Source organism: Virgisporangium aurantiacum (genome assembly GCF_016863635.1).
Taxonomy (GTDB): Bacteria; Actinomycetota; Actinomycetes; order Mycobacteriales; family Micromonosporaceae; genus Virgisporangium; species Virgisporangium aurantiacum.
In genome coordinates this window covers 704,236-716,735 of record NZ_BOPG01000012.1, presented here as the reverse complement: position 1 = coordinate 716,735, position 12,500 = coordinate 704,236, and the positions used below count along the sequence as shown (strand labels likewise).

The window sequence follows — 12,500 nt, the reverse complement described above, 5'->3', positions numbered from 1 at the left end:
CCGGGAGGCGGAGACTGGTCTCCGTGGTACCACCCGGTACCGGGGCGGAGGAGCCATGCTGATCGGACCCGGCACGACGTTGCGCTGGCTCACCAGGCACGGCCTGATCCGGCTCGGGCTGCGGGCGGCCGTGCGACGCCGTGACCCGCAGGCCCTGTTCCTGCTCGACCCCGCCCGCCGCCACGACCCGTACCCGTACTACGCGTCGATGCGTGCGAAGGGTGGGCTCGTCTCCGGCGCGTTCGCCCTGACCACCGCGCAGCACGATGTCGCCACCGCCGTGCTGCGCAGTGACGCGTTCGGCGTGGGTCTGCAGTCGCGGCCGGTGCCGGCGCCGGTCGCGGTGATGCGCCGGCTCGGCCAGTTCCGCCGGCCGATCGGACCGGTGGACCCGCCGTCGATGCTCGTCGTCGACCCGCCGGAGCACACCCGCTACCGCAAGCTGGTGTCGAAGGTGTTCACCCCGCGCGCGATCGAGGCGCTGCGGCCGCGGATCGTCGAGGTGTGCGACGAGCTCCTCGACCGCATGGCCGCGGACACCGACGTCGACCTCGTCGCCGCCTACGCCGGCCTGGTGCCGGTGACGGTGATCGCCGAGATCCTCGGCGTGCCGGCCGAGATGCGGGAGAAGTTCCTGACCTGGGGCGCCGCCGCCGCGCCCACCCTCGACCTCGGCCTTCCCCTGCGGCGCTACGCCGGCACCGAGGTGGCGATCCGGCGCGGCAACGCGTGGATGCGCGGCCACCTGCGCCGGCTCCGGAACGAGCCGGGGGAGGACCTGCTCAGCCGGCTGGTGCACGTCGGACTCACCGAGGACGAGCTGGTCGCCACCGCCGGGCTGCTGCTCGCGGCCGGGTTCGAGACCACGGTCAATCTCATCGGGACCGGTGCCGCGCTGCTGATGGCCCACCCCGACCAGCGACGGTCGCTCGGCGACGACCCGCAGCGGTGGCAGAACGCGGTCGAGGAGATCCTGCGGTACGACTCGCCGGTGCAGAACACCGGCCGGATCTGCCGCACCGAGACCGAGCTCGCCGGTCGCACGATCCGCCCCGACCAGGTGGTGTCGGTCCTGATCGGCGGCGCGAACCGCGATCCGGCGGTCTTCGACGACCCGGACCGCTTCGACGTCACCCGCGCCAACGCCCGTGAGCACCTCGCGTTCTCCGGCGGCGTCCACTACTGCCTCGGCGCGGCCCTGGCCCGGATGGAGGGCCAGATCGCGTTGCAGGCATTGTTCACCCGCTATCCGGACCTCGCGCCGGCCGGCGAGCCGCACCGCCGGTCCACCCGGATCCTGCGCGGCTACGACCGCCTGCCGGTGCGCCTGACCGCCGCCACCACCGCCGGTCGGTGAGCGGCGACCGGCCCGCCACGATCCGGCCCGCCGCCGCGACGGGATCGCCGTCGGGGAGCACGCGTTGGGCTCCACGATCGCGGCGGGGTCTACGCGTCGCCGATGTTGAAGAACTGGTACAGGGCCGTGCAGACGAACGCGATCAGGCCGGCGGTGCCGAGCAGCCACGGCCACACCCGGACGTACCGCGGCTGCGGTGCCGGATGCGCGGCCACCGGGACCGTTCCGCGCGGCGGCGACGGATGCGCGGGAACGGCGCCAGGCGCGGGTGCGGCGCCAGGTGCGGGGACGCCTTGCGGGGGGACGGCGACGGCGCCTTCGGCGACCGGTAGTTCCGGTTGTTCGAGGACCGTCGGCGCGATTCCGGTGTGCGTGTGCAGGAGGCGGGCGACCAGGGGACCCGGCTGGTGCCGCCGACGAGGAAGATGCCCGCGAGCCGGTCCGGCGTGAGGCGGGCGCGGTGCAGCGCGGCGGTGAGTTCGCCGGTGGCACGGTTCAGCAGCGGCGCGGCCACCTGATCGAGTTCGTCGCGGGTCAGGTGCAGGGACGCGCTCACGCCGGGCACCGGGATCGGGGCGGTGGTGGCGCGGGAGAGCGTCTCCTTGGCGGCGCGGACGTCGTCCCAGAACATCTTGCGATGGCGCCGGGCCAGTTCGTCGGCCGGCCGGATGAGCTGCGTCCACACCTCGGGGTGGCGGGCGGCGAGCAGGTGGCCCAGGTGGGCGACGACGGCGGCGTCGATGTCCAGGCCGCCCAGGTCTTCCGCGCCGCCGGTGCCGACCACCGTGAAGGTGGCGCCGTCGTTGCGGACCAGCGCGACGTCCAGCGTGCCGCCGCCGAAATCGAAGATCGCCAGCGTGCCGCCCGGCGGGATCGGGCGGGACAGCGTGAAGTACCGGGCCGCCGCGATCGGCTCGGGCAGCACGCGCACGGCCGGCCAGCCCGCGGCGGCGGCCGCCCGCTGCAGCCGTTCGCGCCGGATCGGGCCCCACGCCACCGGGCAGGTCAGCACCGCGGGCGGCAGGTGTCCCGCGGTGACGGTGACCGACCGCGCGATCTCGCGTAGCGGGGCCGCCAGCAGGTCGACGATCGGGACGGGCCGGTCGCCGAGGAGCACCGACTCCTCGTCGATGCGGCGTTTCGGATTCGGTTCGAAGCGGGCCGGGTCGAGCGGCGCCATCCGCTGGGCGTCGGTGCCGACCCGCAGGGTGCCGTCGTGGTCGAGGTAGACGGCGCTGGGCAACACCGGTTGCCCGTCGAAGAGGACCGGACGGGTGCGGCCGTCGGGCGACCGGAGGATCGCCACCGTGTTCGACGTGCCCAGGTCTATTCCGACGGCCCACATGTCCACAGATACGGACGTGGCCCCCGGAAAGTCTCCGGGGGCCACGCCGTCAGTGCGGCGGTGTTACTTGGTGAGCGGACCCAGCTTCGGGTCGTCGGCGTAGGCCTGCGCGGCGTTCGCCTTGGTCACGATGATCGGGGCCAGCAGGTACGACGGCACGATCTTGTTGCCGTTGTCGTACGACTTGGTGTCGTTGATCTCCGGCTCCTCGCCGGCCTGCAGCTTCTGGACCATCTTGATCGTCTCGGCCACCAGCTTGCGGGTGTCCTTGTTGATCGTCGAGTACTGCTCACCGGCCATGATCGACTTGACCGACTCGACCTCGGAGTCCTGACCGGTCACGACCGGGATCGGCTTGCCGGCGCCCTTGACCGAGGTGATGATGGCGCGCGCCAGGGTGTCGTTCGGCGACAGCACGCCGTCGAGGGTCTTGCCGCTGCCGTAGGTGGAGGTCAGCAGCGTGTCCATGCGGCTCTGCGCGTTCTCGGCCTTCCAGCCCTGGGTCGCCGTCTGCTCGACCTTGGTCTGGCCGGAACCGACGATCACCTCGCCCTTGTCGATGGCCGGCTTGAGCACGTCCATCGCGCCGTTGAAGAACACACCGGCGTTGTTGTCGTCGGGCGAGCCGGAGAACAGCTCGATCGTGTACGGGCCGGTCGGCTTCTTGGCCTTCATGCCGTCGAGCAGGGCCTGGCCCTGGAGCTGGCCGACCTTGAAGTTGTCGAAGGCGATGTAGTAGTCGAGGTCGGGCGTGTTCTTGATCAGGCGGTCGTAGGCGACGACCTTGATGCCGGCCTGCTTGGCGGCCGCCACCTGGGTCGACAGCTGGGCGGCGTCGGTGGCGCCGATGACGATGACCTTCGCGCCCTTGGTGATCATGGCCGTGATCTGGGCCTGCTGGTCGGCGACCGTGGTGGACGCGCCGGCGTACTGGACGTCGGACTTGAAGCCCGCGTCCTTGAGGCCGTTGGTGAACAGGTCGCCGGCGAGGACCCAGTTCTCCGACGTCTTCGACGGCAGCGCGACGCCGATGAGGCTGTCCTTGGCGAAGCCCTTGTCCGAGCCGGAGCCGGAGTCGCTGCCTTCGCGTTCGTTGTCGCCGCAGGCGCTCAGGGCCAGCAGCAGGGCGGCACTGACCGCCACGGTGCTGGTGAGGAACTTGCGCATGGTGGGTGTGACCTTTCTTCGATGGTGCGTAAATCCGTGGGGAGGAACGGTGCCGGGTCAGCTCGCGGCGGGCGCCTTCACGTCCTCGCGGCTGGCCTCGGCGAGGGCGACCGGATCGGCGACCGGTTCCCGGCGGAACGGACGCATCAACGATCCGATGATCGAGAAGCGCCCCTGGCTCTTGTTGTAGACATCCAGGGCGACGGCGCCGAGCAGGAACAGACCCTTGATGATCTGGACCATGTCGGAACCGGTGCCGATGAGTTGCAGGCCGTTGCTCAGGACGGCCATGACGAGACCGCCGACGATGGACCCGCTGACCGTGCCGAGACCGCCGGACACGGCCGCACCGCCGATGAAGACGGCCGCGATGGCGTCGAGCTCCCAGCTCAGACCGTCTTGCGGACCCGACGCCGCCGACCGCGCCACGAAGATCATGCCGGCGAGCGCGGCCAGGATCGACATGTTCATCATGACGAAGAAGTTGACCCGCCGGAGCTTAACGCCGGACAACTCGGCGGCGCGGGCGTTGCCGCCGACCGCGTAGATGTGCCGGCCACCGGCCGTGTTCCGGGTGTAGAACGAGTACACGACGACAAGGCCGGCCAGGATGATGCCGGAGATCGGGAAGCTGGTGCCGACGCGGCCGCTGGCGAAGCGCAGCGTCACGAAGGCGACCACCGCGAGCATCACGACGAGCCGCAGGATCGAGATCCACAGCGGCGCCGGGTCGGCGCCCTCCATCTGCTGGCGGACCTGCCGGGCCCGGAACTCCCGCCAGACCACCGCGAGACAGGCGAGCAGGCCGAGCAGCAGCGTCGCGTTGTTGTAGCCGGTGTCGGGTCCGAACTCGGGCAGGTAACCGGCGCCGATCTTCCGGAAGCCCTCGGGCACCGGAACCGTGTCGGCGTTTCCGATGTACTGGTTGCCGCCCCGGAAGAGCAGCATGCCGGCCAGCGTCACGATGAACGCCGGCACACCGATGTAGGCGACCCAGAAGCCGTGCCACGCGCCGATGACCGCGCCGACCGCGAGGCCGAGCAGGATGCCGACCGGCCACGGGAGGTCGTGCTCGGTGATGGCCTTGGCCACCACGATGCCGACGAACGCGGCCACCGAGCCCACCGACAGGTCGATGTGACCCGCGACGATGACCATCAGCATGCCGATGGACAGGATCGAGATGTACGCGTACTGCTGCGTCAGCGCGATCAGGTTCCCGGACTGCAGCGTGAGGCCGTCGGTCTTGATCTGGAAGAACAGGACGACCGCCACCAGCGTGAAGATCATCCCGAACTGGCGCGCGTTGGAGGTGGTGCCTCCGAACAGGTTCTTCTGAAGGTCCTTGATTCTGCTCATGCGTTCGCCGTCTTCGTGATGGAGGTCTTCTTGTTGATGGAGGTCATCTGCTTCATCAGCACTTCCGGGTCGGCGTCTTTGCGGGCGATCTCGCCGGTGATGGTGCCTTCGAAAACCGTGTAGATGCGGTCGCACAGACCGATCAGCTCGGGCAGTTCCGACGAGATGACGATGACGCCCTTACCCTCGTCGGCGAGTTGCTGGATGATCCCGTAGATCTCGTACTTGGCGCCGACGTCGATGCCCCGGGTCGGCTCGTCGAGGATGAGCAGGTCGGGGTCGGTGAACATCCACTTCGCCAGCACGACCTTCTGCTGGTTGCCGCCGGACAGCGTGGTGACGCCGTCGTCGACGCTCGGCGACTTGATCCGCAGGCTCTTCCGGTAGCTCTCGGCCTCGTGGTACTCGCGCGCCTCGTCGAGGACGCCGTTGCGGGTGACCTTGGAGAGCTTGGCGGCCACGATCGATGTCTTGATGTCGTCGAGGAGGTTGAGGCCGATCGCCTTTCGGTCCTCGCTGACGTACGCGAGCCCATGGTTGATGGCCTGGGCCACCGACTTCAGCTCGACCGGCTTGCCGTCCTTGAACACCTGGCCACCGAGGTAGACGCCGTACGCGCGGCCGAACAGGCTCATCGCCAGCTCGGTGCGGCCGGCGCCCATGAGGCCGGCGAAGCCGACGATCTCGCCGCGCCGCACGGTGAAGCTGGAGTTCTTGCACACCAGGCGTTCGGCGGAGATCGGGTGGCGCACCGTCCAGTCGCGCACCTCGAAGAAGACGTCGCCGATGTCGGGCGTGTGGTCGGGGAACCGGTTGCTCAGGCTGCGACCCACCATGCCGCGCACGATGCGGTCCTCGTCGACGGCACCGGCGGTGACGTCGAGGGTCTCGATGGTCTTGCCGTCGCGCAGGATCGTGATGGAGTCGGCGATCGCCGCGATCTCGTTGAGCTTGTGCGAGATCATGATCGACGTGACGCCGCGCTCCTTGAACCCGCGGAGCAGGTCGAGCAGGTGCCGGGAATCGGCCTCGTTGAGCGCGGCGGTCGGCTCGTCGAGGATGAGCAGTTTGACGTCCTTCGCGAACGCCTTGGCGATCTCCACCAGCTGCTGCTTGCCGACGCCGATGTCCTTGATGAGCGTGTCGGGGTCCTCCGTGAGTCCGACCATCGCCATCAGCTCGAGCGCCTTGTGGTTGGCGGCCTTCCAGTCGATTCCGCCGAAGCGCCGGGGCTCGTTGCCGAGGATGATGTTCTCGGTGATCGACATGCCCGGCACCAGCGCGAGTTCCTGGTGGATGATCACGATTCCGGCGTGCTCGCTCGCCTTGATGTCGGCGAACCTGGTCTCGTTGCCCTGGTAGAGGATCGATCCGCTGTAGGAGCCGTACGGGTAGACGCCGCTGAGCACTTTCATCAGCGTCGACTTGCCGGCGCCGTTCTCGCCGCAGATGGCGTGGATCTCGCCCCGGCGGACCCTCAGGTTGACGTCGGACAGCGCGAGTACGCCGGGGAACTCCTTGGTGATCGATCGCATCTCCAGGAGCGGGGGAGCGCTCTCCATGGTGCCTCCAAGCGATGCCGACAAGCGGTGGTACAGACCACTGGTGATCCAGTTTGGGCCAGATCGTCCGCCGCCGCACAGCCGACTCGACAACGATCCGGTAGCGATCGCGTCCGGCGCCGGGCATGAACCCTTCGGTTCCGGGCGATCACCGACCCGTTTCCGAACTGTAAATCCAATTGATTTACAAAGCAAATACCGTCCGGCATCATGTCCATAACGGATGTGCGGAGGCGGCGAGAGTGCGGCAGGCAGGGACGAACCTCCCGAAGGTCGGGCAGTACAACAGGGCTGTGGTGCTCGGGCGGATCCAGCTCGCCGACGGCATCAGCCGCGTCGAGATCGCCGAACTCACCGGGCTCACGCCGCAGACCGTTTCGGGCATCGTCCGGCGGCTCATCGACGAGGGGATCGTCCGCGAGGACGGCACCCGGATGTCCACCGGCGGCAAACCGCGCACCGTGCTGCAGATCAACCCCGACGCCGGCCGGGCCGTCGGTGTGCACTTCGACCCCGTGCGCCTCACGTGTGTCGTGGTCGACCTGCTGGGTCGGCCGCTGGTCATGCGTCAGCGACCGACGCCGCCACGGTCCGACCCGGCGGCGATCACCGCCGCCATGACCGAACTCGTCGACGACGTCCTCGCCGCCGCCGGGGTCGGGCGCGACCGGGTGCTGGGCCTGGGGTTGGCCGCGCCCGGACCGATCGACCACGCCACCGGCGAGATCGTCGGCCCGCCGCAGCTCCACAACTGGGCCCGGGTCCCGCTCAAGCGGATGCTCGCCGACGCCACGGGCCTGCCGGTGAGCCTCGACAACGACGCCACCGCCGCGGCCGTCGGTGAACGGTGGGCCGGCGCCGGCCGGGGCGTGGCCAACTTCGCCTACTTCTTCCTGGGGACCGGAGTCGGCGGCGGCCTGATCCTGGGGCACCAGGTGCATCGCGGCGGGTCGATGAACGCGGCCGAATTCGGCCACACCTCGATCCGGCCGGACGGGCCCGGGTGCTACTGCGGCAACCCGGGGTGCCTGGAGAGCCTGATCAGCCCGGTCGCCCTGGGGACCGAGGCCCGGCGTCGCCTCGCCGCGGGGGAGCGGACCCCCGGGTCACCGCTCGACGTCCTGAGCGGCGGCGATCCCGCGGCCGTCGACCACGACATGCTGTGCCGCGCCGCGGCGCAGGGCGACCCGCTGGCCGTCGCCATCATCGACGCGGCGGCCGAGGCGCTGGCGTCGGTGGCGGTCAACGTGGTGAACATCGTCGACGTCGACCTGGTCGTCCTCGGCGGGTACGGCATCCGGCACGTCGAGACGCGGTACCGGCGCGCCGTGGAGCAGGCGCTCGTCACGCGTCCGCTGGCCCGCAACGTGCGGACCGCGAGCGTCGAAATCTCGCCGCTCGGGCCCGACGCCGCGGTCGTGGGCGGTGCGGCGCTCGTCCTCCACGACACGTTCTCGCCACGCGTCTCGGAACTTCTGTCGCTCTGAACCGAACTTTCAATACATCGAACACTATTGACGTCTGCGGCGGACGAAAGGCAGGCTCTACGGAACCTCCCCCGCGCACCACGAACATCGGAGCCGCCCCCGATGATCAGCCGTCGTCTTGCCGTGTTCGTTGCTGCCGCCGTGATCGCGACCGGCCTCACCGCCGCCGCTACGCCGGCTGCCGCCGCCGTCCCCGATTTCTCCACCGCCGAGGCCGGTAACCCGTTCGTCGACGGCTGGTACGCCGACCCCGACGTCGCCGTCTACGACAACACCTACTGGGTCTTCCCGACCACCTCGAAGACCTACGCCGAGCAGACCTACCTCGACGCGTTCTCCTCGACCGACCTCGTCACCTGGACGAAGCACCCGAACGTCCTCACGACGGCGAACGTGTCGTGGGCGACCCGCGCGGTGTGGGCGCCCGCGCCGATCGCGCGCAACGGCCGGTACTACCTGTACTTCGCCGCCAACGACATCCAGAACAACAGCCAGGTCGGCGGCATCGGGGTCGCGGTCGCGGACCAGCCGCAGGGTCCGTACCGGGATGCCATCGGACGCCCGCTCGTGAGCCAGTTCGTCAACGGCGCGCAGCCCATCGACCAGGACGTGTTCGTCGACGACGACGGACAGGCGTACATGTACTACGGCGGCTGGGGACACGCCAACGTGGTGCGGCTGAATGCCGACATGACGAGCCTCGGCCAGTTCCCCGACGGCAGCACGTACAAGGAGATCACGCCGTCGGGCTACGTCGAGGGCGCGCAGATGTTCAAGCGCGGCGGCCGGTACTACCTCATGTGGAGCGAGGGCGGCTGGACCGGGCCGGACTACTCCGTCTCCTACGCGATCGCGAACTCGCCGACCGGCCCGTTCACGAAGCTCGACAAGGTGCTCGCGCAGGATCCCGCCGTGGCCAGGGGATCCGGGCACAACTCCGTGATCAACGTGCCCGGCACCGACATCTGGTACATCGTCTACCATCGCCGCCCGCTCAGCGAGACCGACGGCAACCACCGCCAACTCGCCTACGACCGCATGACGTTCAACCCCGACGGCACGATCCAGCGCGTCACGATGCGGGTCCGCGACAACTTCGGCGACGGCAATGCTTACGGCTGGAAGACGTACGGCGGCGGGTGGGCGTCCACCAATGGGCGGTACACGGTGAACCAGTCGCTCGGAAGCAAGGCCCTGCTGGACACCAACTTCGGCAACCTGACGTACGACGCCGACGTCACCGTGACCGCGGGCGGGGGTGACGCCGGGCTCGTGTTCCGCGCGAGCCAACCGGCCGTCGGGGCCGACAGTTACCACGGGTACTACGCCGGGGTCACCGCGGCCGGCCGGGTGGTGCTCGGCCGGGCCGCGAACTCGTGGACGCTGCTCGGCTCGGCCACGGTGGCCGCGGGCGCGAGCCACCACCTGCGGGTGACCGCGGTCGGCCCGCAGCTCACGGTGTACGTCGACGGTGTGACGAAAATCAGCGTCACCGACGCGACCTACGCCAGCGGCGCCACCGGTGTGCGGGTGTACGACACCGCCGCGGCGTTCGACAACGTCGCCGTCGGCCCGCCGGTCGGCGCCGGCACGAACCTCGCGGTCGGGCGACCGGCCACCGGCAGCCCGCCGTGCGCGTCGTCGGAGGGACCGGAGAAGGCCGTGAACGGCAGCGTCACCGGCGGCAACGCCGACAAGTTCTGCTCGGTCGCGGCGGGCGCGTGGCTGCAGGTCGACCTCGGCGCGAGCCGCGGCATCACCCGGTTCGAGGTGGCGCACGCCGCCGCCGGTGGCGAGTCGGCGTCGTACAACACGCGGGCGTTCACGATCTCGGTGTCGGCTGACGGCACGACGTGGACCCAGGTCGCGGCGGTCACCACCAACACGGCGGCCGAGACGACGCACCCGGTGAACGGCGTGACCGCCCGCTACGTCAGGCTGGCCGTCGGCACACCGACCCAGACCACCGACGGCGCGACCCGCGTCTACGAACTCCGCGCCTTCGGCTGACGTCCCGCGATCGTCGACGCGCGATGGCGTGCAAGCCAGAGCGAGCGCGGGCGCGACAAAGTGCACAAATCACCCAGCGGTGGGTTGCCGGGTCGTCGCCGCGAAGGTGCCTTCCGGATCTTGGACTGCGCGAGGTGCCATAGGCCCGTCGGGAGTCCAAGATCCGCAAACGGGCCTACGCATGTCGTGTGCCCGGGTGTGAGTCGGTGCCGCTGCCGGGGTTTGAGCGGCGTTGCCAGGTACGACGACCAATCGCGTGGGTGCGCGAGCGCCCCACGCGTGTCCTCGACTGACGGGGTTCCCTCCGAACCCCGGCCGCCGAGCGTCTACCCAGGTATGGGGAGACTCGCATCGTGACGCGAGAGCGGGACGAGCGCTCGTTCGACGAGTTCGTGCGCGTCCGGACGGCGGCGCTGGCCCGCGTCGCGTACCTGTTGACCGGCGACCGCCACCACGCCGAGGACCTGGTGCAGACCGCGCTCGCGCGGGCCGCCGTCCGCTGGGCCCGGCTCGACGATCCCGAGGCGTACGTGCGCCGGGTCCTGTACACGCAGGCCGTGTCGTGGTGGCGGGTGCAGCGGCGCCGGCGTCGCGAGGTGCTGGTCGAGTTCCCGCCGGACCGGCCGACCGGCCAGGACGACCCGGACCTGCGCATCCTCCTCGAGAATGCCCTGGCGCGGCTCACCCGCAAGCAGCGCGCGGTGCTGATCCTGCGCTTCTACGAGGATCGCTCCGAGAGCGAGACCGCGCACCTGCTGTCGGTCGGCCTCGGCACGGTCAAGAGCCAGACCCGCCACGCCCTGCGGCGGCTGCGCGAACTCGCGCCGGAGATCGGTGAGCTGCTGGCCGAGGCCGAGGAGGTCGACGCATGACCAGGCTCCACGACGCCCTCGACGACGTCGCCGCCCACGCGCCGGAGGTGCGGATCCCGCCCCGGTTGTACCGCGCGGCCCGGCGCCGGCACCGGCTCGCGGTGGGCGGGGCGGTGCTGTCGGTGGTCGCGGTGGTCGCCGCCGTCGCGCTGGTGGTTCCGTTCGCACGGCATTCGGGACGCACGAGCAGCGTGGCCGGCGGCAACGGGTCGGCCGGGCTGCCGGACCGCATCTCGATGCCGCCGTGGTCGACGTCCGACCGGCCGGCGGGTCCGGCGGCGGTGGCCTTCGACGGGACGGTGCCGCAGGCCGACAACGAGGACTTCGACTGGCCGTGGTGGCGGTCGGGGCACACCGTCAACCCGAGTGTGGTGGTGGGACTGCACACCGACACGTACCGCGTGGTCCGGGGGGCGTACTCGGTCGGCACCGAACTGTCGCCGGACGGACGGTACCTGCTCGTCCCGGACCGGCGGGTGCTCGATCTGACCACCGGCCGGACCCGCCAGGCCCTCCCGCCGAAACCGGGGTGGCCGGTCGGTGGGGCCTGGTCGGCCGACGGTACCCGGATCCTGTATGTCGAGGACCGCGTGACGACGGTCCTGTCGTGGCCGTCTCTGCGGGTGGAGGCCCGGTTCCCGCATCCCGACCAGGTTCCGGTGGACCAGGACGTCGCGCTGTCACCGGACGGCTCGCTGTTGGCGGTGCACAGCAACGAGGTGCTGACCGTCTACCGCGCCGACGGCACGAAAGTGTGGACGAGCCCCGAGGACCTGACGTCGAACATCACGTACTCGGATGTCGGCCGGTTGCGGATCGGTGGCCGGGCGGCGTGGCATCCCGACGGGCGGCTGGTTCTCTTCGGCCGGAACGACCTCACGTGCGACGACTGCGGAGTGCACCCGGGCACCTGGAAGATCGAGATGGTCGACGGCCTGTTCGGCAGCACCCCGGGCCTGGTGGTGGCATCGTCGTACCCCGTCTTCAAGTCGGCCCTCGACGTGCGGATCGTCGCCTGGCGCGGCGAGGACGCGTACGCGGTGGTCACGTGGGCACGCGGTGGCACGGGCGAGGCCGGCCGGGTCGGGCTGGTGCGGATGCGTCCCGGTGAGGGCGCGTTCGAGTGGGTGCTGAAGGCCCCGGACGGCGTGACGTCGATGCAGGTGGCCACGGAGTTCGTCGACGTGCAGCGGCCCACGGGCGATCCGTCGAACGGCTTCAACGTGCGCGAACTGCTCGGCCAGCTCTCGACCGGCGTGCTGTGCCTGGCGCCGTTCGTGCTGGCGGTGGGCTTCGTGATCCGGCTCAGCCGCCGGTCGCGACGGCGCCTCGGGCGATGAA

9 protein-coding genes are annotated in these 12,500 nt (G+C 70.3%); 5 read left to right on the top strand and 4 right to left on the bottom strand.

The features are described 5' to 3' along the window. Nucleotides 1-55 precede the first annotated feature (55 nt). The gene (locus tag Vau01_RS11990; RefSeq protein ID WP_203990770.1) at nt 56-1,357 is read left to right on the top strand and encodes a cytochrome P450; all 1,302 of its coding nucleotides are present in this window, start codon (nt 56-58) and stop codon (nt 1,355-1,357) included. A 142-nt stretch (nt 1,358-1,499) separates the two neighbouring features. Here the strand turns inward: Vau01_RS11990 and Vau01_RS11985 are convergent, their stop codons facing one another. The 4 genes from Vau01_RS11985 to mmsA all read right to left on the bottom strand — a co-directional run bounded on the left by Vau01_RS11985 (nt 1,500) and on the right by mmsA (nt 6,790). After that, on the bottom strand, nt 1,500-2,702 hold the full coding sequence (locus Vau01_RS11985; protein ID WP_239151534.1) for an Hsp70 family protein: 1,203 nt from the start codon (nt 2,700-2,702) through the stop codon (nt 1,500-1,502). Between the two features lie 63 nt (nt 2,703-2,765). Continuing rightward, nucleotides 2,766-3,869, bottom strand: coding sequence for a substrate-binding domain-containing protein (locus Vau01_RS11980; RefSeq protein WP_203990764.1), 1,104 nt, complete (start codon nt 3,867-3,869; stop codon nt 2,766-2,768). Nucleotides 3,870-3,926: 57 nt separating this feature from the next. Next, a complete protein-coding gene (mmsB, locus tag Vau01_RS11975; RefSeq protein WP_203990761.1) occupies nt 3,927-5,228 on the bottom strand; it encodes a multiple monosaccharide ABC transporter permease in 1,302 nt (433 codons plus the stop codon). After that, on the bottom strand, nt 5,225-6,790 hold the full coding sequence (gene mmsA / locus Vau01_RS11970) for a multiple monosaccharide ABC transporter ATP-binding protein (RefSeq protein WP_203990759.1): 1,566 nt from the start codon (nt 6,788-6,790) through the stop codon (nt 5,225-5,227). Before mmsA ends, mmsB begins: the two co-directional genes overlap by 4 nt. Nucleotides 6,791-7,032: 242 nt before the next feature. On the opposite strand from mmsA, the gene Vau01_RS11965 reads away from it, so the two are divergent. The 4 genes from Vau01_RS11965 (at nt 7,033) to Vau01_RS11950 (ending at nt 12,499) form a co-directional block, all read left to right on the top strand. Beyond that, nucleotides 7,033-8,277 carry an ROK family transcriptional regulator gene (locus tag Vau01_RS11965; RefSeq protein ID WP_203990756.1) on the top strand — a complete coding sequence of 415 codons (1,245 nt, stop codon included), beginning with the start codon at nt 7,033-7,035 and terminating at the stop codon, nt 8,275-8,277. A gap of 102 nt (nt 8,278-8,379) precedes the next feature. After that, the gene (locus Vau01_RS11960; RefSeq protein ID WP_373320220.1) at nt 8,380-10,287 is read left to right on the top strand and encodes a family 43 glycosylhydrolase; all 1,908 of its coding nucleotides are present in this window, start codon (nt 8,380-8,382) and stop codon (nt 10,285-10,287) included. Between the two features lie 353 nt (nt 10,288-10,640). Then, nucleotides 10,641-11,159, top strand: a complete 519-nt coding sequence (locus tag Vau01_RS11955) for a SigE family RNA polymerase sigma factor (protein WP_203990753.1) — start codon at nt 10,641-10,643, stop codon at nt 11,157-11,159. Next, complete coding sequence (locus Vau01_RS11950; protein ID WP_203990750.1) at nt 11,156-12,499, top strand: WD40 repeat domain-containing protein; 1,344 nt, start codon at nt 11,156-11,158, stop codon at nt 12,497-12,499. Before Vau01_RS11955 ends, Vau01_RS11950 begins: the two co-directional genes overlap by 4 nt. Nucleotide 12,500: the final 1 nt, after the last annotated feature.